Annotated in this window: 25 protein-coding genes and 1 pseudogene; 13 read left to right on the top strand and 13 right to left on the bottom strand. The window is 42.8% G+C overall.

Annotated elements, in window-relative coordinates; translation table 11 throughout:
- Positions 1–11: 11 nt before the first annotated feature.
- Positions 12–515: a hypothetical protein gene (locus MICAI_RS18675; protein WP_008205878.1), complete on the bottom strand. Its 504-nt coding sequence runs from the start codon at positions 513–515 to the stop codon at positions 12–14.
- Between the two features lie 38 nt (positions 516–553).
- Between MICAI_RS18675 and MICAI_RS18670 the strand changes: the two genes are divergently transcribed.
- Positions 554–1477, top strand: coding sequence for a lysylphosphatidylglycerol synthase domain-containing protein (locus MICAI_RS18670; protein ID WP_008205876.1), 924 nt, complete (start codon positions 554–556; stop codon positions 1475–1477).
- A gap of 64 nt (positions 1478–1541) precedes the next feature.
- On the opposite strand, the gene MICAI_RS18665 is transcribed toward MICAI_RS18670, so the two are convergent.
- Both MICAI_RS18665 and MICAI_RS18660 read right to left on the bottom strand, forming a co-directional pair.
- Positions 1542–1778 (bottom strand): hypothetical protein, encoded by a 237-nt coding sequence (locus MICAI_RS18665; RefSeq protein WP_081504694.1) that lies wholly within the window; start codon positions 1776–1778, stop codon positions 1542–1544.
- A gap of 117 nt (positions 1779–1895) precedes the next feature.
- Complete coding sequence (locus MICAI_RS18660) at positions 1896–2252, bottom strand: hypothetical protein (RefSeq protein WP_008205870.1); 357 nt, start codon at positions 2250–2252, stop codon at positions 1896–1898.
- A gap of 114 nt (positions 2253–2366) precedes the next feature.
- On the opposite strand from MICAI_RS18660, the gene MICAI_RS18655 reads away from it, so the two are divergent.
- Positions 2367–5690: an AAA-like domain-containing protein gene (locus tag MICAI_RS18655; RefSeq protein ID WP_008205867.1), complete on the top strand. Its 3324-nt coding sequence runs from the start codon at positions 2367–2369 to the stop codon at positions 5688–5690.
- A 118-nt stretch (positions 5691–5808) separates the two neighbouring features.
- Here the strand turns inward: MICAI_RS18655 and MICAI_RS18650 are convergent, their stop codons facing one another.
- Complete coding sequence (locus MICAI_RS18650) at positions 5809–6639, bottom strand: Ycf66 family protein (RefSeq protein ID WP_008205865.1); 831 nt, start codon at positions 6637–6639, stop codon at positions 5809–5811.
- 177 nt (positions 6640–6816) lie between these two features.
- Here MICAI_RS18650 and MICAI_RS26055 point away from each other — a divergent pair, with 177 nt between their 5' ends.
- From MICAI_RS26055 to MICAI_RS18640, 3 genes are all read left to right on the top strand, one after another.
- Complete coding sequence (locus MICAI_RS26055) at positions 6817–6969, top strand: WD40 repeat domain-containing protein (RefSeq protein ID WP_008205864.1); 153 nt, start codon at positions 6817–6819, stop codon at positions 6967–6969.
- Between the two features lie 36 nt (positions 6970–7005).
- Positions 7006–7989 (top strand): DNA polymerase III subunit delta, encoded by a 984-nt coding sequence (gene holA, locus MICAI_RS18645; RefSeq protein WP_008205862.1) that lies wholly within the window; start codon positions 7006–7008, stop codon positions 7987–7989.
- Positions 7990–8059: 70 nt separating this feature from the next.
- A complete protein-coding gene (locus MICAI_RS18640) occupies positions 8060–9709 on the top strand; it encodes a CHAT domain-containing protein (RefSeq protein WP_008205860.1) in 1650 nt (549 codons plus the stop codon).
- Positions 9710–10041: 332 nt separating this feature from the next.
- Here MICAI_RS18640 and corA read toward each other — a convergent pair whose 3' ends face one another.
- The gene (corA, locus tag MICAI_RS18635; RefSeq protein WP_008205859.1) at positions 10042–11199 is read right to left on the bottom strand and encodes a magnesium/cobalt transporter CorA; all 1158 of its coding nucleotides are present in this window, start codon (positions 11197–11199) and stop codon (positions 10042–10044) included.
- A gap of 191 nt (positions 11200–11390) precedes the next feature.
- On the opposite strand from corA, the gene pdxA reads away from it, so the two are divergent.
- The 4 genes from pdxA to MICAI_RS26570 all read left to right on the top strand — a co-directional run bounded on the left by pdxA (position 11391) and on the right by MICAI_RS26570 (position 14245).
- On the top strand, positions 11391–12407 hold the full coding sequence (gene pdxA, locus MICAI_RS18630; RefSeq protein WP_008205857.1) for a 4-hydroxythreonine-4-phosphate dehydrogenase PdxA: 1017 nt from the start codon (positions 11391–11393) through the stop codon (positions 12405–12407).
- Positions 12377–12568 carry a hypothetical protein gene (locus tag MICAI_RS26050; protein WP_149037221.1) on the top strand — a complete coding sequence of 64 codons (192 nt, stop codon included), beginning with the start codon at positions 12377–12379 and terminating at the stop codon, positions 12566–12568. Before pdxA ends, MICAI_RS26050 begins: the two co-directional genes overlap by 31 nt.
- Positions 12569–12652: 84 nt before the next feature.
- On the top strand, positions 12653–14017 hold the full coding sequence (locus MICAI_RS18625; protein WP_008205854.1) for an NAD-dependent succinate-semialdehyde dehydrogenase: 1365 nt from the start codon (positions 12653–12655) through the stop codon (positions 14015–14017).
- Between the two features lie 66 nt (positions 14018–14083).
- Positions 14084–14245: a hypothetical protein gene (locus MICAI_RS26570; protein WP_172456663.1), complete on the top strand. Its 162-nt coding sequence runs from the start codon at positions 14084–14086 to the stop codon at positions 14243–14245.
- Positions 14246–14580: 335 nt separating this feature from the next.
- On the opposite strand, the gene MICAI_RS18620 is transcribed toward MICAI_RS26570, so the two are convergent.
- The 5 genes from MICAI_RS18620 to lysA all read right to left on the bottom strand — a co-directional run bounded on the left by MICAI_RS18620 (position 14581) and on the right by lysA (position 19474).
- Complete coding sequence (locus MICAI_RS18620; protein ID WP_008205851.1) at positions 14581–15696, bottom strand: hypothetical protein; 1116 nt, start codon at positions 15694–15696, stop codon at positions 14581–14583.
- A gap of 131 nt (positions 15697–15827) precedes the next feature.
- Complete coding sequence (locus MICAI_RS18615; protein WP_002738222.1) at positions 15828–16142, bottom strand: DUF1825 family protein; 315 nt, start codon at positions 16140–16142, stop codon at positions 15828–15830.
- A gap of 240 nt (positions 16143–16382) precedes the next feature.
- Complete coding sequence (uppS, locus tag MICAI_RS18610) at positions 16383–17132, bottom strand: polyprenyl diphosphate synthase (protein WP_008205847.1); 750 nt, start codon at positions 17130–17132, stop codon at positions 16383–16385.
- The gene (gene cdaA, locus MICAI_RS18605; protein ID WP_008205845.1) at positions 17129–18049 is read right to left on the bottom strand and encodes a diadenylate cyclase CdaA; all 921 of its coding nucleotides are present in this window, start codon (positions 18047–18049) and stop codon (positions 17129–17131) included. Before cdaA ends, uppS begins: the two co-directional genes overlap by 4 nt.
- Before the next feature lie 21 nt (positions 18050–18070).
- On the bottom strand, positions 18071–19474 hold the full coding sequence (gene lysA / locus MICAI_RS18600) for a diaminopimelate decarboxylase (protein ID WP_008205842.1): 1404 nt from the start codon (positions 19472–19474) through the stop codon (positions 18071–18073).
- A gap of 228 nt (positions 19475–19702) precedes the next feature.
- On the opposite strand from lysA, the gene MICAI_RS18595 reads away from it, so the two are divergent.
- Entirely contained in the window at positions 19703–20428 is a 726-nt protein-coding gene (locus MICAI_RS18595; RefSeq protein ID WP_008205839.1) for a GUN4 domain-containing protein, read from the top strand.
- A gap of 35 nt (positions 20429–20463) precedes the next feature.
- Here the strand turns inward: MICAI_RS18595 and MICAI_RS18590 are convergent, their stop codons facing one another.
- From MICAI_RS18590 to MICAI_RS18580, 3 genes are all read right to left on the bottom strand, one after another.
- The gene (locus MICAI_RS18590) at positions 20464–21387 is read right to left on the bottom strand and encodes a thylakoid membrane protein ThyD (RefSeq protein WP_008205837.1); all 924 of its coding nucleotides are present in this window, start codon (positions 21385–21387) and stop codon (positions 20464–20466) included.
- Positions 21388–21549: 162 nt separating this feature from the next.
- Positions 21550–21909 carry a photosystem II reaction center protein Psb28 gene (psb28, locus tag MICAI_RS18585; protein WP_002780430.1) on the bottom strand — a complete coding sequence of 120 codons (360 nt, stop codon included), beginning with the start codon at positions 21907–21909 and terminating at the stop codon, positions 21550–21552.
- Between the two features lie 105 nt (positions 21910–22014).
- Complete coding sequence (locus MICAI_RS18580) at positions 22015–22128, bottom strand: cytochrome b6-f complex subunit PetM (RefSeq protein ID WP_002731506.1); 114 nt, start codon at positions 22126–22128, stop codon at positions 22015–22017.
- Between the two features lie 294 nt (positions 22129–22422).
- Here MICAI_RS18580 and MICAI_RS18575 point away from each other — a divergent pair, with 294 nt between their 5' ends.
- The 3 genes and pseudogenes from MICAI_RS18575 to MICAI_RS18565 all read left to right on the top strand — a co-directional run.
- Entirely contained in the window at positions 22423–22944 is a 522-nt protein-coding gene (locus tag MICAI_RS18575; protein WP_008205833.1) for a DUF192 domain-containing protein, read from the top strand.
- A 362-nt stretch (positions 22945–23306) separates the two neighbouring features.
- Complete coding sequence (locus MICAI_RS18570) at positions 23307–23501, top strand: DUF2949 domain-containing protein (protein WP_008205831.1); 195 nt, start codon at positions 23307–23309, stop codon at positions 23499–23501.
- Positions 23502–23677: 176 nt separating this feature from the next.
- Positions 23678–23914 (top strand): annotated as a pseudogene (locus MICAI_RS18565) (flagellar assembly protein H); the annotation flags it as partial.

The following is a 23914-nucleotide window of genomic DNA, read 5'->3' as shown; positions in this document are numbered from 1 at the left end:
CCATCCCTAGTCTAGAATTTGGTTTCAGAAGTTGCTTGATACTTAGTATTGGGAATATAAGCGCGAATTCTATAACTATAATCTGTTCCTAAAATCTCGGTGATAAAAACCGCTAACTGAGTGCCTAAAATCGCTTCATCGGCAGCACTAAAAGATTTATAATCTTCTATTAACCATTCTTGACCACCATTAACTAGAGTACATCTAAATGTACCGAGAGATTCGGCGATTTCTGTATGTTCTCTATAGTTTCTCGTTCTTACTTCCCCCCCACTATCGGCCCTCAAACACAATTGATTAAGTTCTGCATAAAATTTGGCGGGAATTTTGTCTAAATCACCCCCTTTAGTCACCCAACGCATAAAAAGATGGAAAGACCAAGGCAGATTAAGGTAAACTAGATAAGACAAAACCAGAATGCTTGTTAAATATAAGGAGGAAGTCAGGAATTTATTATATTTCCTTTTTCGGGATCGATTTAGACGTTTGGCTAGATCTACCTTTGATTTTTTCATAAATTTTAATGGGACAAAAGTAATTCGTAAAAAGTAAGATGTATAAAAAAATCCTGCGTTTTGCTCCGATTATCCTCTCTTTAAGTTTATTTATTCTAGCGGTCTGGGCAATTAGTCAAGAATTTAAACACGACACTTTCGCCCAACTGTTGGACAGTTTAAATCATATTACCACAAGTCATAAGCTAGAAGCTATTTTTTGCATGGCCTTGGGTTATTTGTCGATGACGGGTTATGATCGCCTAGGTTTTTATTATATTAATCATCCCTTAGCTTTAGGCACTATTATCCGTACTGCTTTTATCAGTTATGCTCTTGGTAATACCATTGGTTTAACCTTATTTTCTGGAACTGCGATCCGTTATCGTTTCTATACTCCTGCGGGGGTGGGGGTGGTGGATATTGCCAAAGTTATCACCTTTACCCATTTAAGCTTTTGGTTAGGAATGTTAGGCATTGGTGGTGTAAGTTTTCTCCTCGATCCCCAACGGATTCCTCAACTTTTAAAATTACCTTTCTTAACTACTAAACCTTTAGGAATAATTTTTTTGTTGCTGGTGACGGGCTATTTTTTCTTGACTCTCACCTATAAAAAACCCCTAAGAATCGGCAAAGAAAATATATATCTACCCTCTTGGAATCTTTCCCTGGCTTTGATTTTGTTGACTTTTATTGATTGGATATTAGCCGCTAGAGTTCTATATCTTCTTCTCCCGGACAACTACAATACTTCGTTTTTAGGATTTTTCGGTCTCTATGTATTTGCCATGACCGCAGGGGTATTAAGCAATGTGCCGGGGGGGATAGGTGTTTTTGAGTTTATCATGCTGAGATTACGGCCCGAATATGTATCTAATGGCGAGCTTTTAGGTTCTTTAATCGCCTATCGAGCTATTTATTATTTCCTGCCTTTAATTGTCGCTTTTGTCTGGTTATTGGGTTACGAAGCTCGCAGAAAATAGGGCCCGCCAATTAGCTTAAACGGACAAAAAAGTCCCCATGCCGTCATAGCTGGGGAGCATCAATCTAGTAGGCTAAAGTTTCTAAAGTTTCCCGTAGATAGGAACAAATGCGAGCATCAGCATCGTCTCTATTTTTACCTGATTCTAGTTGTTCTTGCTGCCAACGCCGAAAACCCGAACTAGCGGCGATGGCTTGTTTTAAATGCTCCCAAGTGTGATGCTCTTTGTGAAATGGGGTGTCAGAAAATGTGGTAGAGTTGCCCATCTTTACCTCTGGTGGTAGGGTTGTACCTTTTAACATAACTTAAAAATCGCTGAAAATTCTGATAACTGGGACACAATTAGGCAGAAAAAGGTGTTGCCTAGCGGGAAATCTGCGGGGATGCCAACACCTTTTTTGAGGGAATCTAGCGGATTTTTAGGAGATTTTGCTGGTTTCTGCCGCTTCTTCCGTCACCACTGCCACGTTTAAAGCTGCGGGGGGAATGGGGATAGAAAATACCGCCGGCAGGTTAGCGGTGGCATCTTCGGGAGGCTGCCCGGAGTGAAAACGACGGTAGGTTAAAACACCAGCTACGGTGATTGCTCCCGTAGCACCGGCAACCCCTAAAATAAGTTTGTTAGCATCCACAGGGAGGGTGTGATTGCTGCCAAAAATGCTTTTACCTTTAGCGAAAGCACAAGCGGAGGCACTGCCGGCATCAAGAGTACCTAAAACAATGCTACTGACGAGGGTAGCACTAATGGCCATGGAGGTGAAAAAAGTTTTCTTCATAATTGCCTTGGGGATAGGTTGTCAATAGCGATTATCCTTGCATTATAGATATCTAAATCAGAATTGTCTATTTTATTTCTGTTGGTGACATTGAAATAACTTTGTTTAAGGATAATGAATTATCAATATCGTGTCGGGGGTAGTCTTGCCTATAACCATCCTACCTATATCGAGAGAAATGCCGATCAAGAACTGTTAACAGCGTTAAAAAATGGTCAATTTTGCTACATTTTTAACTGTCGTCAGATGGGCAAATCCAGTTTAAGGGTACGAGTAACCCATATTTTACAGCAATTGGGCATGGATTGCGCGTCCGTAGATATAACCAGTATTGGTAGCAATGATAATTTATCCCAATGGTATAACGGCGTGATCACCCGTTTGTTTTTAGGATTTAATCTGACGGGAAAAATTAATCTTAAATCCTGGTTGCGCGAGCGAGAGGATTTACCCCCCGTGCAGCGTTTGGGACAATTTATTGAGGAAGTTTTATTAGTTTATTGTCGGGGAGAGAAAATATATATTTTTATTGACGAGATTGATAAAATTCTCAGTTTACAGTTTTCTCTAGATGACTTTTTTTCCCTGATTCGTTATTGTTATAACCAAAGGGCAGAAAATACCCAGTATGAAAGAATTACTTTTGCTTTATTCGGTGTGGCTACCCCAGCAGATTTAATTCGCGAAAAGACCCAAACATCTTTTAATATCGGCCAGGCGATCGAATTAACGGGATTTAATCTGGCAGAAATTGCTCCTTTAGCCGCAGGATTATCCAGTCAAAGTAATTATCAACCCGACTGCTTAGAAAAAGTTATTTTTTGGACGGGAGGACAGCCATTTTTAACCCAGAAAATCTGTCAGCTATTGCGGGAAACTAATTTAGATATTGAGACGCTGATCAAAGAGAGAATTATTAATAATTGGGAATCTCAAGATGAGCCAGTTCATTTGCGAACTATTGCCGATCGCTTGTTAAGAAATCAAGACAAAGCCGGTCGTTTGTTAGGTATCTATCAACAAATTTTAGAAAAGGGATCAATCCTGTGCGATGATAGTCCAGAACAAGGGGAATTAAGGTTATCGGGGTTAGTGGTAAAAAAGGATAATCAATTAGTAGTTTATAATCCTATTTATCGAGAAATATTTAATCTCAATTGGGTGGAAAAACAATTAGAGCAATTGCGTCCCTACTCAGAAGCAATCGCCGCTTGGCAACAGTCTAATTATACCGATGAATCGCGGCTTTTACGCGGAAAAGCTTTAAATAATGCCCTCGATTGGTCTCAGGGGAAAAGCTTAAGTAATATTGATTATCAGTTTTTAACTGCTAGTCAAAATCTCGATAAAAGAGAGGCAGAAATTAGCCTAGAAACTCAGAAGCAAGCTAATAAAATTCTAGCAATCGCTCACCAAAAAGCTACGAAAAGAATTCAAATTGGCTCGGTAATTTTAATTGCTTCTCTCCTGGGTTCTTTCTTCGCTTTTATTCAGGTAAAACAAGCGTGGCAGCAAGTAGAAACCGCTAAATTAGGTATTAAATTACAGCGCAATGGTGACAGTTATTGGCAGCAATTTCAATTTGAACAACTAGAATCTTTAATGGCGGCCATGCAAGCAGTAAATAGTTTAAAAAACATCGTTACTGATGACCAAACCTTGAGTAAATATCCTGCTACCAGTCCAATTATTACCCTACAACAAATTTTAGATCGCATTCAAGAAAAAAACCAACTGCAAGGACACCGAGGAACTATTTATAGTGTTAGTATTAGTCCCGATGGTCAAAAAATAGCTACTGCTTCTCAAGATGGGACGGTAAAAATTTGGAATCAAAAAGGTGAGAATATTCAAACTTTGACAGGTCATCAGGGAGCAGTTTATAGTGTTAGTTTTAGTCCCGATGGTCAAAAAATCGCCACTGCTTCCGAAGATAAAACCGCCAAAATTTGGAACTTGCAAGGACAAAATTTAGTCACCTATCCTGACCATCAAGAATCAGTTTATAGTGTTAGTTTTAGTCCCGACGGTCAAAAAATTGTCACCACTTCCAGGGATAAAACCGCTAGATTATGGAATTTATCAGGTGAAACTTTACAGGTATTTAAGGGACATAAAAGATCGATAGATGCAGCTAGTTTTAGTCCCGACGGTCAAAAAATTGCCACCGCTTCCCGGGATGGTACGATTAAAATCTGGGATTTATCAGGTAAAATTATCTTGAGTTTAGGTCAAGAAAATATTGAGGCTTTTTATAGTGTTAATTTTAGTCCCGACGGTCAAAAAATTGCCGGAGCAGCGGCCGATAAAACTGCTAAAATCTGGGATTTACAGGGAAATTTAATAGCTACTTTCCGGGGACATCAAGATTTTGTCAACAGTGTTAATTTTAGTCCTGATGGCAAGTTTATAATTACTGCATCTAGTGACGGTAGTGCTAAAATTTGGGGAATGCAAGGGGAAGAAATAACTACTCTTAGAGGACATCAAGAATCAGTTTTTACTGCTGTATTTAGTCAAGATGGAAAAGAGGTGGTAACTGGATCGAGTGATGAAACGGCTAAAATTTGGCAGCTGAACAATTTAAATCAAGCTAGGACCGATAATACCAGTGTTAGCATTAATTCCCAGGGCAATATTATCGCTATTGCTAACAAAGATGGTCAAATTACTTTACTCAATTCCCAGGGAAAAAAAATTAGAGAATTTGCCACAAAAATGCGCTCAATCTATAGTATAGCTTTTCATCCTGATGATAATCAGATAGCGATTACAGGAAGAAATGGAAAAGTACAAATCTGGAGCAAAAAAGGAACAATGCTTCAAGAATTTACCGCTAGTCAAGTACCGATTTATAGTCTTGCTTTTAATGGAGAGGGAACAGCAATAATCACGGGAACAAGCGAGGGAAAAGTTCAATACTGGCATTTAAGCAATCATCGGACTAAATTGATTAATTCTTGGACAGTTGATGATAGTATTATCTATGATTTGGTGTTTTCTCCCGATCATCAAAAAATTGCTACCGCTACTCGGGGAAAGATTAAAATTTGGGATTTACAGGGCAATATTTTAAAGGAGATTAAAACCGATTCTTTTCCCGTTTATGGAGTTAGTTTTAGTCCCGATGGTGAAAAAATCGCTGCTATTTCAAGGGATGGTACAGCTAGACGCTGGGACATTGACGGAAATTTGCGCTCGGAGTTTAAAATAGAAGAAGATATCGTCTATGGGATCACTTTTAGTCCTGATGGTCAAGAGATTGTGATTATTGCTAGGGATGGTCAAAAGCATCGCTGGCCCTTAGAAACAGAATATAATTATTTACAAAAATTGCTCGATCGAGGTTGTTTTTGGTTAGAAGATTATCTCAGGACTCGTCCCGAAAAACGAGAAGCACTATCCCTGTGTAATGGGAAAATAAAACCATCGAATTAAATTAATTTTTCAAGTCATATTGTCAACTTGGTTTGACTGGGTGGGGGCAAAGGTTAAATTAATTAGTTAATTTTTTGAGTAATTATTGCCTAAACCACCCGCTAAATAATCTTAACTTTTAATCCGATGGGGGGGGATTTTCTTCCCTTTTTGAGCGAGTTTCTGGGGGAGTATCTTCTCTGATGGTTTCTTCTGGAGGCAAATTTTCCTCGGTAACTTCAATAATCACCGTTTCGCTAACAGCAATAGTTTCGACTTCAACATTAGCCACAGGTTCAGTCGGGGGAATTTCTGGGGCATTTTCGGAGGGTTTGATCTCTTCCGTTGCCAAATCAAAATCATCAAAATCATCGAAATCATCGAAAGTTTCCCCATCATCAATAATTTCTGCGGCTTTTTCCCCAATTTCTGTCACCGATTCTGTAATAGGTTCCCCGATAGCTGCGGCTTTTTCGGCAACGGGGGCAACCGTTTCTTGAGCTTTTTCCTCAATTTCTGTCACTGATTCTGTAATAGTTTCCCCGATAGCCGCGGCTTTTTCTATAACGGGGTCCACCGTTTCTTTAACCGTTTCTTTAACTTTTGCTGCTACTTTCTCAGGTTTAGCTTTAGTTTTAGGGGATTGGGAGGGAGTAACTTTGCCGAGACGATTGCCTAACCAACCGACAATAGTAAATAATTTAACCGGTTTGTCGGGATAAAAAAGTGCTTGTCTGAGTTTGAGAGTTTGCCAAGCAAAAGCGATAAATAAAATGGCTGCGGCAACTTGTCCGAGGAGGATAGTGCCTGTAATCCTTCCCGCGCACAACCAGAGGACAAGGGCATAGAATAATCCTACCGCACTCCAGAGAAAATCATCTTGACGGTGGCGATCGGGGGCGATAAAAGCGGTGGTGAGGAGGTACAGACTACTCAATCCCACAACGACCGCTAGGATATAGGGCAACATTTGCGATTCTCCTTTGACATTTCCTTTTTTATTGTGCGTTATTTGGGGTCGATCGAGTCTATTTTTTGATTAATTTTCAAAATTATCGAGTCAGATCGTCTTCACCTGTGTTTATGAATAGCCAGCCTCAATATTAGGAAATTCTGGGTTTATCCTCTAAACAAGCTTTCGGATCAAATGATTAAGTTTTGGTCTTTAACAAGCAAAGGAAAATTAGCAACCCTTGATCAACCCACAGAAAAACTGTTATCTTTAGTAATTAGTGCCGATGGGAAATATTTAATTAGTGGTAGTGCTGACAAAACTGTAAAAATCTGGCAAAATGGGTAATAGTAACATCAAGATAACTGCTATAAGTAGAAACTTATGCCGACAATATTTTATTGGGGAGAAGATGAATTTGCTATTAAACAAGCGGTGAAAAATCTGCAAGCAAAACTTCTCGATCCCAATTGGATACAGTTCAATTATGATCAAATCAATGGCGATCGTAATGAGGCAATTATCGAGGCCCTCAATCAAGCGATGACTCCAGTTTTCGGCATGGGAAATCGTTTAGTTTGGTTAGCAGATACGGTTATTTGTCAACAATGTTCCGAGGATGTTTTCAAGGAATTACAGCGCACTTTGCCCAATTTACCCGAAAATTCCTATCTGTTATTAACCAGTGCCAAAAAACCAGACTCCCGCTTAAAATCGAGCAAGTTTATCCAAAATCAGGCAGAGGTTCGAGAATTTGAACTAATTCCCCCTTGGAAAGTCGAGGAAATTGCCCAAAGAGTTAGGGAAATTGCCAAAGAAGTGGGAGTAAAATTAACTCCTGATGCGATCGAACTCTTAGCTGAATCAGTGGGAAATAACAGCCGCTTGCTGTGGATGGAGTTAGAAAAACTGCGTTTATTTAAAAATAATTCGGCGGCAACTATTGACAAAAAGGACATTTTAAGCTTAGTCAACGCCAGCAATCAAAGCAGCCTACAGTTAGCCAGTGCGATTTTAAAACGGGAGACAGGCAAGGCCCTAGAATTAGTTAATGAATTATTAAATCGCAACGAGAACCCCTTGGCTATCACCGCCACCCTAGGGGGTCAATTTCGCACTTGGGCAATAGTGAAATTAAAAATTGAAGAAGGAGAAAAAGACGAGAAAAATATCGCCGCCGCCGCCGAAATTGCCAATCCCAAGCGACTATATTTCATTCGCAAAGAGATACAATCCTTTTCTTCTAAACAACTTCTGGCCACCTTGCCCATACTTCTCGAATTAGAATATCGTCTCAAGCGGGGTGCAGAACCTTTGGCAACGTTGCAAACCAAAATTATCGAACTTTGTTGTTTATTGGTAACTTAATACTCTTCCTTAGCTTTCAGAAATCCTCTAGAATAAGATTCTATAGACTTCAGACTTCTAAATAACCACAATGACCGATGATGCCATCCCTAGTCTAAATTTAGCGATCTCTAGTTTAGCCACGAGTAATAACTTCGCCCGTTGGGTGACGAAAGCACCCCTACCGGGGGGATATGTGCATCATGACTGTGAATGGACCGGGAGTCTAACCTCGGAATGGATGGCATGGCAGGAAATGTTCTGTCTGCAAAAAATGCCTCCCTTGCCGATGTTAGAGCAATTAGAGGGAAATTCTCCACCTAAACTGATTCTTGCGGGAGAAGGCGGCAGTTATGGCGGTCAATTGATGCAGAAACTAGGTATTAGTCTCTGGCAATGGTTATTTCAAGCATCAATTAGTCAAAGTTTTGCCCAAAGTCAGGGAATCGCCCTCGGCAAAAATCAGCCCCTGCGAATTCGCTTGGAATGTCGCAATCCCTATTTAATTCTGCTGCCCTGGGAAATTATGCAGCAAGCGGGTAAACAGGCCATATCTCTGCATCCGAATATACTCTTTAGCCGCACCACCAGCGATGTGGACCCACTGCCACCGATAAAACCAAGTAATAGTCTCAATATTCTCTTAGTTATCGGCGAAAAACAGATTAAACCCGCCGCTAGTTCCCTCAACCTCACCGCCATTAATACGGGTGGAGAAACTAATCCCGACCAGGCACTGGAATCCGAGGCCGCCAATCTCATCCAGGCCATCTCCCCCAGTGGTTCCCTCCAGAATTCGGGAGTGAAAGTCAAAGTCGATACCCTAATTCGACCGGGGGCGAAAGAACTAACCCGGGCCTTGGATACGGGTAAATATCAAGCTTTTTTCTACGCTGGTCACGGAATGGCCGCCCCCAATGGCGGTTCCCTATTTCTGCGGCCGGGGGAACAGCTAAACGGGACGGAGTTAGCCCAAGCTTTGGTGAGAAATCAAGTTATTTTAACGGTTTTTAATGCCTGTTGGGGTGCTTATCCCGCTAAATCAGGTCAGGAGATGATCCCCCGCAGCAGTCTGGCGGAAGTCTTGATTCACCATGGCGTTCCCGCAGTTTTGGCCATGCGAGATGCGATCGCAGATCGCGAGGCCTTGAGTTTTATCGAAGTTTTTACCCGCAGCCTCCTCGGTTTCAAAGACAAAGAAGCACAGATATCTAAGTTGCTTCCAAGTCCGCGAGTCCCTATCGATCAGGCCGTTCGCATCGCCAGGCAGCAGTTATTAACCCTCTACAAGTACAATCAGCCTGCTTGGACTTTGCCGATTCTCTATATGCACCCGGAATTCGACGGGCAATTGCTGCAAACCTTTGATGAGACTCAATCACCGACGGTTATGCCCAATGTCTCCGGAACCATGCCCGCCGCTTTCTTATACTATCTCGATCATCCCGAAAGAAAATGGTCAATCCGTGGTGGTGGCATGAATATAGGAAGGGACATGGAAAATGATCTACAGGTCCCTGAAAAATGGGTTAGTAAAAACCATTGTCGGATCATTTGCCGTAAAAAACCCGATGATTCAGACTATCAATACTTTCTCGAAGATTTCTCCCGTTTTGGTACTTTTATCTACCAAGATGGCCACTGGAAGCAGGTACATAACCAAGAAGTTCCCCTAGAGTCCGGTTTACAGATTCGCTTCGGCAGTTACCAAGGCCAAATCCTCGCATTTGTGGTGGAATAATTAGGGTTGGCTGAAAAAGTTTGTCGTCGGGTGTGGGAAGTGGGAATTATGAATTATGAATTATGAATTATGAATTATGGCTCTACCGAACCTGTCATGTAAAACTATCAACAACTCATGCTTGTAAAGTTTATATACTAAGGCTTTGAGTTTTTGTCAGATTGATATTTATCAACTTTAGAGCATTGCTGTGCAGAGAGGGAGCTTGAGGAATTTTCTACAGTGTAAGTTCGGAAGAACCTGAATTATGAATTGGGGAGGTGGGGAAATTGAACTAAAACCCTAAAACCCCAAAACCCCAAAACCTGCCTCCTGCCTCCTGTCTTCGTTAACTAACTTTTTGCTTCCTCTTTCAGGGAATAAATTGGTTTAAACCAACCTTTGCGCCAGAAGTAGAAAATCAAGCCTCCCGCTACGGCTAACATGATTAACCAAACAATAAAATAACTCCATTCTCCTTTTAATTCTGGCATATTCTCAAAGTTCATGCCATAGACACCAACGATAAAAGTTAAGGGAATAAAAATGGTTGAAATTACGGTTAAAAACTTCATAATTTCGTTTAATTTATTGCCCATAGTGGACATATAAACATCCATCAAACTCGCCGCTAATTCTCGATAAGCTTCGATAATTTCCAGAATTTGAATGACGTGGTCGTAGGAATCCCGAAAATAAATTTGTACTTCGTCGCTGACTATACCATGATGGTCACGCATCAGTAGATGTAGGACATTTCGCATCGGCCAAATTAAGCGACGCAGTGCCAATAATTCCCGACGGACATCATAGATTTCCTGCATAGTATCTCGATCGGGATTACTAATGATCATATCTTCCAAAGCCTCAATCCGATCTTCGTAGTGTTCTACCACGGGAAAATAACCATCAATAATCGTGTCTAATAATAAATAGGTTAAATAATCCGCCCCCGATTTTCGTACTCGTCCCTGGGAAGTGCGAATTCGATCTCTGACTATCTCAAAACAGTCCTGTAATTCCTCCTCTTGAAAACTCAAAAGATAGCGTTTTCCCAAGACAAAACTGACCTGTTCTGTATCAAAACCGCTTTCATCTTCTTTCAGTCGCACCATCTGAGAAATCACTAACAATTGATTGTTATAGTCCTCTAACTTGGGTCGCTGCGGCACATTAACCACATCTTCTAATAACAAAGGATGCAGATTAAAAATTTCCCCTACTTGTTTTAAAACCGTCTCACTCCCTAACCCTTGAATATCCATCCAAGACACGGTATTTGTGCCAATATAGGGGGCGCAAGCATTGGGTGTAATATCCACCTTGCGAATGGCGTTATCTTCATCGTAGTCAATTAAAATAATCCGCGAGGGTTTGGCATCCGGTTCGATAATTAATGTCCCCGGTTCACTACCCGGTTCATCATAAAAATAATCGAAGTAGTCTTCTTCCTCGTCTCCATCGGTATCGGGACGGTTGTTAACGAATATATCGGGTTGTAGTTGGGTCATAAGCTTACAACAATCTGGCTAATTTGGGCAATAAGAAAACAGAAAAGTTAAAAAATTTAATTTGCCTAAAGTTACTATCTATCGCCATGAGATTACAGTAAACTGAAGATTGTTTACTGATTTATTCCCTCCTGATAATTGTCAACGATCAGATTAATCGGGAGAATTAGCCATCTTGACGGCCAAAATTTATGGAATCCGCCTATTTTATTCCCCGTCTAGTTATCCCCGTCGGTGATCCCGCCGGGATCGGCCCTGAAGTGGTGTTGAAAGCGATCGCCGATTCCCCAATCTCGTCTATTTGTCAGATTACTCTAATCGGCACCAGAACGCTTCTCGAAAAAGCCTATCACGATCCCCATCTCCTCGATCGCTTTTCTCTGATCGATTTGCCCTACAATCAAGAAAAAATCGTTTGCGGGCGTGGGGATGCCCATAGTGGTGAAATTAGCTTTCTTTACCTGCAAGAAGCCATAAAACGCACCCTCAAGGGCGAATTTGACGGTATTGTCACCGGTCCGATTGCCAAATCCTGTTGGCAGTTGGCCGGTTATGATTTCCCCGGTCAAACGGAGGTTTTAGCTACCATGGCGGGAATTAACCGTTATGGGATGCTATTCGTCGCTAAATCCCCTCACACTGGCTATAGCTTACGCACTCTCCTCGCCACTACCCACATCCCCCTGCGAGAAGTTCCCGATACTCTTAACCCCGATCTGATGACCCGAAAACTAGACCTATTGATCGAGTCTTTAAAGCTAGATTTCGGCATCGATCGCCCAAAAATCGCCATATCCGGCCTTAATCCCCACAGTGGCGAAGCGGGAAAACTGGGAAGGGAAGAAAAGGACTGGTTACAGCCTTGGCTGCAGTCAATGGGACAGAAATACCCGCAAACCCAATTAATCGGCCTTGTCCCCCCCGATACGCTTTGGGTGGAACCGGGACGCGCTTGGTTTAGCGGTGCAGGGCAACCCGCCGACGCATATCTGGCATTATACCACGATCAGGGCCTAATTCCCGTCAAATTAATGGCTTTTGACTGTGCTGTTAATACTACCATCGGTTTACCTTTTGTTCGCACCTCTCCAGACCACGGTACGGCTTTTGATATCGCTGGTCTTGGCATCGCTAGACCCCAGAGTATGCAAGCGGCGATCCAATTAGCGATCGAATTATGTCAGCAGCGCCGTATAGATGGGTTTTAGCTGTTGGGGGTTGGGGAAATGAGAATTATGAATTAGGAAGTGGGAAGTGGGAAGTGGGAAGTGGGGAAGCTGTCTCATCACCCTATCACCCCAAAACCCTATCACCCCAAAACCCCATCACCCTATCTCCTGACTCCTATCTCCTGACTCCTGAATCCTAATCCCGATTGCCAAATTAGGGTGAGCAGCGGTACAGCTGGAGAACTAAACTAGAGATATAGCGCTCGATAGGAGACAATTGGGATATGGGTATCGCTTCAGTTAACCCTGCCACGGGAGAAATTCTCAAGACTTTTACCCCTCTAACCTCGGAGGAATTGGCCACGAAATTGGCCCTGGCTGAGGCAACTTTTCAGCAGTATCGCCGCACCGCCATCAGTCAACGGGGACAGTGGTTACGGCAAGCGGCGGATATTTTAGAACGGGATCAAGTAGCATTGGCTACAACCATGACTTTAGAGATGGGGAAACCAATCAAGTCAGCGATCGCAGAAGTTCTCAAATGTGCCTTGGTTTGTCGTTTTTATGCCGATAATGCCGCCGGTTATCTGGAAGATGTGCCGATTGCCACCGATGCTAGTCGCAGTTTTGTCCGTTATCAACCGTTAGGGGTGATTTTAGCGGTTATGCCCTGGAATTTCCCTTTATGGCAAGTATTTCGCTTTGCTGCACCCGCTTTAATGGCGGGAAATGTCGGCCTACTCAAACACGCTTCTAATGTCCCTCAATCAGCTTTAGCGGTGGAAAGAATTTTATTAGAAGCCGGTTTTCCCGAAGCTGCTTTTCAAACTCTTTTGATCGGGGCCGATCGCGTTAGTGATTTAATTAACGATGAACGGGTAAAAGCCGCCACTTTAACCGGTAGTGAACCGGCGGGGATCAGTTTAGCGGCTGCGGCGGGAAAACAGATCAAAAAAGTGGTTTTAGAGTTGGGAGGTAGTGATCCTTTTATCGTTTTAGATAGTGCCGATATCGAGGCGGCAGCGGCTACGGCAGTGACGGCAAGATTGTTAAATAATGGTCAGACTTGTATCGCCGCTAAACGGTTTATTGTTATGGAAACTGTCGCCGATCAATTTGAACAGTTATTAGTGGCCAAATTCCAAGCTTTAAAAGTGGGTGATCCCCTCGATGAAACCGTTGATATCGGTCCCTTGGCCACGGTATCGATCGTCTCGGAAATTGCCGCTCAAGTGGAAAAAACCGTCGCTATGGGTGGTAGAGTCCTTGTGGGGGGTCAGCGTTTAGAGGGAAAAGGTAACTTCTATCTACCGACGATTTTAACCGATATTCCCGCCGGTTCTCCGGGGGAAAAAGAGGAATTTTTCGGGCCTGTGGCTTTACTATTTCGAGTCAAAAATATCGAGGAAGCGATCGCTTTAGCTAATGATAGTCCCTTTGGTTTAGGTTCTAGTGCCTGGACGAATAACCCCGAAGAAATTGAGCATTTAATTACCGAAATTGAGGCCGGTTGTGTGTTTATTAACGGTATGGTTAAATCCGATCCTCGCTTACCCTTTGGGGGTATTAAACGTTCTGGTTTTGGCCGGGAATTAAGTGTGGAAGGCATTCGCGAATTTGTCAACGTTAAAACGGTTTGGATTAAGTAATTCAGTAGGGTGGGTTAGCAACGCGTAACCCACCACCATAACCAAAATCACCCACCACAATTGTCGGTGCGTTACGCTATCGAAGAGCGCACCCTACGGATTAAAAATATGCCGCGCATTTTTGATAATATTGAGTCCCATTTATGGCCAATTTTACAGAAAAGTTTATTAGCAGATCAAGGGGGCGATTTTTATCTGGGTTATTTTAATTTGCGCGGTTGGCAGTAACCTTTAGACCTTTAACACCTTTGACCTTTATGAGCAGCTAAGGCCATTTAATCATAAGAAATGGGGGATAGTCTTTTTAATCTTTGTCCTCACTAATAGATAAAAAAACAACAAGAAAGGGAAGAGAAATTAAAATTATTAATAAATCAATCAAAAAATTTATGTCTCGACTATTATATTTACAAAAACGAAATAAGCCATTTTCAAATTGATTCCACAATCGGTAAATTCACCTCAAAGCTGAGTCAATTTTTCTAGATTCAAATCTTACTCTAAGTTTCATTTTTAAAGTATCTAAACTTGTGTTAATAAACCTTGGAAAGTGAAAAGATACATTAATAGGTTCTGCCTAGGGATTTATTGACACTGGCTTCAATTTGATAAATAGATGAAAGGACGCTACCTTGATGGTTATTGACTAGATCGTATTTGACTTCTTGTAAATAATTAAAAATGGCATCCCGCAGAATCGGTTGTTCAATGTTTACCCGGTGCTGATAGTCCCATAAATCCCAAACTATCAAACCAATTCCCACGATTGGATCGATTAATTCTGCCCCAAAACTACTCGCTACTGCTCCACCGGTTTTGGTGGCAATTTTCGCCCCCGTTTTTCCCGCTAGGGACAAATAAACTGTGCTGCCCACTTTCATCACTGGGACCAGAGATTTAACTCCTAAAGCAGTGGCACCACCGACTAAAAGTTTGATTGATGTGTTAGAAATATTGCCCTCGGTATCTTGAATTGTTACGGCTATATCGCTAAGATAACGATCCCATTTGCCTTGGGGAATTTGATAACTGGCCTGAATATTCGCTAATTCATTGCTTAAATTATTGACATATAAACTAACAGTATCCCTAGTAATTCTCTCTAGACGCAATTGGGCCTCTTGGGGACGGATTACCCGTTTGGTAAACTCGGTTTGAATAGTTTTGGTCAAATTTTCTGCCACCACCTGTTCTGCGGGTGGATTATCTGTATTGACCCAGTGAGCGATCGAGGAGTATAATCCGCTTAAAAAGGCCTTGCCCTCAAATTGTTTTTGATTGAAATAGTTAAAATACCAAGGCAGAAAACTCTGATCTACTCGTGTCATCAACTCCTGCACCCATGCCTCAATTTGTACTAGGGCAAAGGTTTGAGAATTTGCTCTCGCTGTCTGTAAAGCTTGGCTAATCTCCCGATCGATTTGACCGTTCGATTTTTCGGGTATAGTGATCGGAATCTCTAGGTTAGTTTCGGTAGCAACCCTAGTTTTTAACGGTTCATTGCCAGCAGTTCCTAGCCAAATTTTCCCTAAAAGAGGCACGATAACCACTAGAACAACTATAGCCCAAATTAACGGGGTTATCGCCTTAATCAGTTGACTGATCGCCTGAATGCGGTTAGTTTTTTCACTATACTGAGGTGGATCAATATTCTCTTCTGAATCTGGCCTGGAGTTCATCAGCTAACCTACTTAAAATTATTAGATCATTGTTCTCAAAAAACCGCAGAAACCCCAATTTTCCGAGCAGTAAACAGCGAGAGAGTATTATCGGGCAGAAGACAGCCAATACCCGATAAATATCGGCAATTTTAGCGAATTTCTGCCTTCATCCGCTCAAGGGTTTGCTGCATTTGGTCGAACATCATTTGCGGAGTCATACCAAATTGACCTAATTGGGTTTTTAGCTGTTCTACGGTCATTTGGGCGGAGAAATCCTCAGATAACTCGAAACGCTTCATAAATATCTTGTAGCGTTCCATTAACTCCTCCATCCTATCGATAAAGATGATTTTACCCTCTCGATCGAATTTCCCGTACTCGCTGCCCAGTTGTGTGAGAGACTGGTAATCTTCAAATAGCTGTCTAGCTTCCTGTTGAACCACTTCTGAGTCAAAGAATCCCATAATCTTAAAACTGCTTATCGTCGATAGTTATTCTCCCCCCTATTTTATTTTAGTCGGGGAAAAAGTCTAGCTCTGGCCGATTTACGGATTACCGTATTGGGGAAATCGACAAGATCACAAACGGCCTTCTCGTCGCGGTTTGACCGTTGCCCCAGGGAGTTTAAGATTAAAAGTGAAAAATCAAGAATTGTCCTTTAACTGCTCCACAGTGGCTATTTCGCTCAATTTAGGCCGCAGCCCTTATAATTTGCCAAAACGACGATGACGACCCTGATAATCTTTTAAAGCGCGGTGAAATTGCACTCGATCGAAATCCGGCCAGAGAGTGTCGGTAACGTAGATTTCCGCGTAGGCCATTTGCCAGAGTAAAAAATTACTAATTCGCATTTCCCCACTACTGCGAATTAACAGGTCTGGGTTAGGAATCCCGGCAGTATAAAGATACTGTTCAAAGAGAGATTCATCGATCGCTTCCGGGGAGACTAAACCCTGTTGCACCTGACGAGCGATCGCCCGACAAGCTTGTACGATTTCCTCTCGGCCACCATAGTTAGTCGCCACCGTAAATTGAATACCGGAATTTTTGCTAGTTTCTGCTTGAGATTTAGCAATTTCCCGTCTTAAAGACTCTGGCAAGACTGATAAATTACCAATAAAGCGAATTTTAACATTTTCCTGCATCATTTCCTCCAATTCCCGCCGTAAAACCCGCTCGAATAGAGTCATTAAAAACTCTACTTCCTCCAGGGGACGACCCCAATTTTCCGTAGAAAAAGCATAAGCGGTCAAAGCGGGAATACCCCAGTCACGACAACAGCGCAGCAAGTCTTTGAGCGCATCTACTCCCCGTTGATGGCCCATAATCCGCGGCAAACCACGATTTTTCGCCCAACGACCGTTCCCATCCATAATCACTGCGACGTGCTGAGGCAAACGGTTTTTATCTAAATCCGTAGGTAATTCTGGTGATAAGCTCGGTTTAACAGTCATTTTCTATCTTTGGGGGTTGCGCTGGGCGAACGGGAGAATTTTTCTAAGATTAGACGACCTTTTAAGCCAATTGTACGCCCTAAACGTCCCCAACTCGGTGCGACCACTTCCCCCTCTCCCGACGGAGAAAACTTCGCTTCGAGCAGCTCTTTTAGTTTACTACTGGTTAAAGGCCGGTCCAGATTACCCCCCGACGCGAGGGAAATCGAGCCAGTTTCCTCAGAAACCACAATACAGATACAATTATCTAGCCTTTCGGTAATGCCCATAGCCGCCCGATGACGGGTGCCTAATTGCCTTGAGGTACTGCGCTCCGATAGGGGTAGAATAACACCGGCGGCCACCACTCGATCGCCTCGAATAAATACGGCCCCATCGTGTAGTAAAGTTTTAGTTTGAAAAATAGTTTGAATTAATTCCTTCGATACCTGGCCATTGAGTGCCACCCCCGGATTGACAAACACCCTGGTGTCGAGATTGCCACTGGTTTCTAATACCATCAGCGCGCCGGTGCGATTTTGAGATAGGTCCTTCACTGCGTCCACTAACTCATCAATGACATTATCGGTCTTGGGAGTGGGGGAACTTTTTTTAAATAATTCCCACACTTGACCTTTGCCCAATAATTCTAAAAAACGGCGGAATTCCGACTGAAAAATCACAGCGATGGCCACGGCTGACCCTAAAATCAATTTTTCTAGGACTAACCCCAGCAAGCGCAATCCTAGGGCATCGCTAATCACCGAGGCCAGCATTAAGTAGATTAGTCCTCGCACCATCCAAAAAGTACGCCGCTCGCCGATAATTAGCAGCAGCATATAGGTAAGGAGGAGAACTAACCCAAAGTCTAGCAATGACAGACCATGGCTGAGAATCCAGGACAATAACCGGCGAGGGTCCAGAAAAAAACCCGACATGGGGGACGATGGCGATGAGGTTTATATCAAGGAGAGTCGATTGGGTAAGCGGTCTTGACGCAGCAGATCCGCCAGGTTTTCCCGTTCAAGGATGAGATTGGCTTCTCCGTTTTGGACAATTACCGCCGCCGGACGGGGTAAGCGGTTGTAATTAGAAGCCATACTGTAGTTATAGGCCCCCGTGGCTAAAACCACTAAAATATCCCCTGGGTTGGTTTTCGGTAGCGTAATATCCTTAATTAGAATATCCCCAGATTCGCAGTGTTTTCCAGCTATTGTCACCACTTCCTGACATTCTTGACTCATTTTATTGGCGACCACGGCCCGGTAAACCGATTGATAGGTAATCGGTCGGGGATTATCAGACATTCCGCCATCGACGGCGATATAGGTGCGGATTTCGGGGATTTCTTTGCGATTACCCACTGTATAGGCCGTTACGCAAGCGGTGGCAATCAGAGAGCGTCCCGGTTCGGCAATGAGCAGCGGATAAGCGATACCTCTTTCCTGACAAGCTTTAGCCACTGCTAAGGACACTGCTTGCACCCATTCCTCGATACTTGGGGGGTCATCACTTTCGAGGTAGCGAATCCCTAAACCACCACCGACGTTTAATTGCTCTAGGGGTAATCCCCGTTCTAAACCTAATTTAAACCAATCTGCCAACACAGCGGCTAAGTCTTGGTGGGGTTGACGTTCAAAAATCTGGGAACCGATGTGAGCGTGTAAACCCAGACAATTCAGCACCGGATGAGCTAAAACATAGTCAAATACCGCTTCGATTTGATGAGGGTCAAAACCAAATTTACTGTCTAAGTGACCCGTGCGAATATATTCGTGGGTGTGGCACTCGATGCCGGGGGTTAACCGCAATAGGATCGGAATAGGGGTATCAGGACGATTTTCGCCTAATTTAACCAGATTTTCTAACTCTAGCCAGTTATCAACGATAATAATGCAGTTATGCTTGATCGCATATTCTAACTCGGCGATCGATTTGTTATTACCATGAAAGTATATCGGCACATCGGTTTTATTGATCTGGTCTAAAGCGGTTAACACCGTGTGAATTTCTCCGGCCGAGACCACATCAAAACCTAATCCCTCCCTAGCGACCACGGCCGATAGGGCCAGGCAATTCCACGCTTTCGAGGCATAAATTACCCTAGATTCTCCGGGATAATGAGTCTGGAAACCTTGCAGGTATTGACGACAGGCAGTGCGGAGGGTGACTTCATCGACAATATACAAGGGTGAACCGAAACGTTCCACTAGGGTGGTCACATCACAACCACCGATTTCTAGACAATCGCGGTTATTAACCTTGGCTGTCAGGGGGAACAGGGTTTGATTCGGGGATAGACAATCTTGATAGGCTAAATATTTTTGTCCGGAATTGCTGATTTTAGGTTCAGTTGATAGCATGATCGGTGTTTTTTGTCAAGAAATCGATAAATTTTGTTACAATCTCCGCGCATCCCCGATTCAGTTAAGGGAATTTTGACCGACGGTGATCTAGATAACCAAAATAGTTCTCTCTTTCAGTGTACGATCAACCACCCGCTAAAAATCCCTTTTTTGTCGGGAAAAAATCGAGCAGCGACCCCGAAATAGTGGTAATAGTATTGAAGGAGTGGTCTTAAAAGTGATGATATGACTGACCAGAATGGCGTGTTAGTAGAAGAACAGAGCGAGGATATTACCGGTAAGATGAGTCAATTAGCCACCGAGTCGCCGAAAAATCAATTACAGATCCTGACACAATTAGCCGGGGACGGAGAAGGTGGCCTAACTGTATTGAGAGATTTTTTATTAGCCCAGCGGCCGACTCCTGTTAATCTGGTGACAGGTAAGGCTTATCAATTGCTCTATCAAGATAATAGCGCTCAGAGCAAGGAATTTTTAGCTAATTATTTCCCCACGGGTGTTGTTCCCCTCGATAGTGCTAAAGGTATCGATTATCGACTTTTACAGGAATTATTGGCTAAACAGGATTTTCAAACTGCCGATAGTCTCACCCGTCAAAAACTCTGTGAATTAGCAGGAGAAGGAGCAATACAGAGAAAATGGGTCTATTTTACGGAAGTAGAAGCTTTCCCCGGTGTGGATATTCAGACTATTGATCATCTTTGGTTGGTTCATTCGGAAGGGAAATTCGGTTGGTCGGTGCAGCGCAAATTATGGCTCGGTGTGGGTCAAGATTTCCCGAAACTCTGGCCGAAAATTGGCTGGAAAAATGGCAATAATTGGACAAAATACCCCCAAGAATTTACCTGGGATTTAAGCGCTCCCGTGGGCCATTTACCCCTGTTAAATCAACTGCGCGGGGTGAGAGTGGCTGCCTCTTTATTCTCCCATCCCGTCTGGAGTGAAAAATAGATTGAGAGCATTCGGCCCGCTCGTCTATCAGATTTCTACATTTTCGGGACAATTTCCTCTAAGGCCGCTTCTAGATTAGGATAACGATAGTCAAAACCGATCGCTTGGGTGGCTTTTGGCAGCACTTCTTGACCTTCTAAGACGATTTTTGCCCCTTCTCCCAAGAGAATTTCGAGGGCAAAATCTGGCACTGGCAACCAAGAAGGACGCTTCATTACTTCCCCTAATATCTGACAGAATTCTTTCATCCGGACGGGATTGGGTGCAGTAGCGTTGAAAGTGCCGCTAATTTCCTGGCGATCGAGACAATAGATGATTAAATTAATTAAATCATCCCGATGAATCCAAGAAAACCACTGACGACCGCTGCCAATCGGTCCGCCGGCAAAAAGTTTGAAGGGTGGGATCATTTTCCCTAAAGCACCCCCATTGCCTAAAACAATACCCGTGCGAAGAATGACTAAACGAGTGCCGTAATCTTTAACTTTTTGGGCGGCTGTTTCCCACTTTTTACAGACATCTGCCAGAAAATCGCCACCGGGAGGGCTGTTTTCGTCAAAACTAGCGGTTTCACTGGTTCCATAGTAACCGATCGCCGAGGAGTTAATTAAAACTTTCGGTTTCTGGGCGGCATTGGCGATCGCCTCGACAATTTTCTCGGTGCCGATTTGCCGACTAGCGACGATTGCCTGTTTCACTTCACCGCTCCAGCGTTCCGAAATCGGTTCTCCCGCTAGATTAATCACCGCGTCACATCCGGAAATCTCTTTTTGCCAATCCCCCGATTCTGTGGCGATATAGGGGATAATCTCTATCTTAGGATAGATTGACTTTGGGTAAATTCTCTGGGTTTTATCGGGATTGCGCGTTAAAATTAGGATGTCATCGCTGCGATCATAAAGTTTGACCACCAATCGACTACCCACAAATCCCGTCGCCCCAGTAATCGCTATTTTCATGGTTTCTTGACTAAATTTATCCTTATTTTAGCTGGTTTTTGGCTATTCGTATTCAGGAGTCAGGAGTCAGGAGTCAGGAGTCAGGAGATTATTTTATTTATTCTTACCACTCCCCAATTCATAATTCATAATTCATAATTTATAATTCCCACTCCTGTCTCCTCACTTATCCTGATACCCCATACCGTTGGCTGCCGCATAACGATTCATAAAGCGCATAAAACGCTCCCAGTGTTCATCGGTGATTTCAAAACCACATTCTACCCGTTGAATTTCATCCCCTTCATCTCCTCCAAAAATAAATTTAGTCGAGTTGGGGATAACTGTAATCACTCCTTCCTCATCGGTGAGACGGAGATCGCCGTAGGTGCGGGTGGTGAAACTTTGGAAACGTTCGATCGCTTTCAGGGTTTTAAAAGTCATCAGGACATTGCGAATCCCGGTATTTTTATTTTGGCGGAGACTAACACCGCTTAATTCTTCTGATAAACCGACAAAAAACTCGATCGTGGGAGTGGTCATAGGTGTGGGTATAAAATTTTAGTTATTGATTTTCTCTTAATTACTTTGGACGGGAGAAAAGTAGTTCATGACTACTAATAAAGTAACCATGAACTGAAAAACAAGCTATTCCGCTTCTCCACCTTGGATTTTGAGGAGGAGAAAACCCCAAGCTAATCCGACGAGGACGAGAACGATCGCCACGATCGGCCCATTAAATAACATACTTTCTGCGGTCATGGTGATTGCTCCTGAGCCTACAATAATCGATAAATCGTATTTTAACCTACGAAGGCGATCGACTGCTGCCGCACTAGGGCAAAATTGAGGGGGAAAATCGGCAGACAACTTTGAGAATTTTCTTAGTATATATGTTCTAGCCCAGCTGCCCCTCTCCTCAAGGAAGGATGCTCACCCCTAGGCTGGATATTTTTAATAATATCTTTATCTTTGCTGTCATCACTTTATGTTAGTGTCTTATCTGCTTAATTCTCCCCCTATCCTGGGAAAATTAAGTATTGATAACTATTGGTGATGACTGGTAAAAAATCATTTATGCTCAAGATCAAGTTAATATTATTCTTAGGTTTGTTGCTGCTGAGTTGTCAATCGACTAATCTCAATGGTAATAATAGCTCAATGGCTCAGATTACAACTGAGAATCAAGGGCAAATATTACCGATCACGGCCAAAGCAGATATTAATGGTCAGATGATTGAGTTAGAAGTAGCTCAAACCCCCGAACAACAGGCTAAGGGTTTAATGTATCGCTCGTCTTTGGAGAAAAATCGCGGTATGCTATTTCCCTTTGGACAACCTCTGATGGCACGGTTTTGGATGAAAAATGTCTCGATTCCTCTAGACATGATTTTTCTAAAAGATGGTATAGTAAAAGCAGTTTTGCTCAATGTCCCTCCTTGTGGGGTGGATCCTTGTCCTGTCTATGGGCCAAACACCATGGTTAATCAAGTGATCGAACTAGCTGGGGGCCGAGCCAAAGAATTAGGAGTGAAAGAAGGAGATAAAATTAAGATTGAGTCTATCTCAAGACCTTAATTTTTCAAAATGGTGTTAACTTTCCTATAGAAAGTGTCCCTTGTCCGGAAATATAAGTATGGCTTTTATAAGCTATTACGCATTGATACTGTTTAAAATCTAACCATATCGATTAAGATTTTTATAGTCGGTCAAGTGATAGATTGAATAATCTTCACTCTTGGTATAGATTGAACAGAGACAAAATTCTGCTCGCTCTAACGGGACTATCTTGAGAGAGCCAGCGATTTTTAGGAAAGCACTCTCTATCATCGAGATAGCTTAGATACAGAAAAAACAGTCGCGAGACTAACTGTCCTTGAAACCGATCGGTGGTGTTTTGTTAAAATTACGAGATGTACTATTGAGGAAAAAATCCCCCTATGTCCACGATTGCCTATTCCCAATTCCGACGATTTCTACAAGAGGAATTGTCCCTTACCCAAGAATCGATCGCTATGGCCGAGCGCTCGATCCAATCTGATAAAATTCATTTACCGATGATTCTCTGGCAGTACGGTTTAGTGACCTTGGAACAATTAGACAAAATTTATGATTTTCTCGAAGAGGTAGTATAATCTTGCAATTGCTCACTATTGACAAGGAGAATAATTGCCATGGCTGCTCATAGTTTCTGGCACAGTTTGAAAATTCCCATCCTAAAAACTACCAATCATCACCTGAGAAGTGGGTTTAAATAACCCACTTTTTTAATAACTATACAATTGAGAATTATCGATTAACTGCTCACTCCATGAAACCCCATGACCAATTTGCCAAAAATTACCTTGAACAATTACTTTCTCCCCTGGGAATCGTCGAAATCAGCAAAGAAGTCAGCGACGAAACCCGACAGATAGATGTATTTTTTTCCCCCAATCCCGAACCCAACCCCGATTATCTGGGATTATTAGGCAGAATTGTCCTTAATACTGTCTTAATTGAACCCTATCGCAATCCTCCCAACCGGAGCGAGATTCGTAATTGTTTA

It is taken from the genome of Microcystis sp. T1-4 (genome assembly GCF_000297435.1).
Taxonomy (GTDB): domain Bacteria; phylum Cyanobacteriota; class Cyanobacteriia; order Cyanobacteriales; family Microcystaceae; genus Microcystis.
The sequence above is the reverse complement of the archived record's forward strand: the minus strand, read 5'-3'. Positions and strand labels throughout refer to the sequence as shown.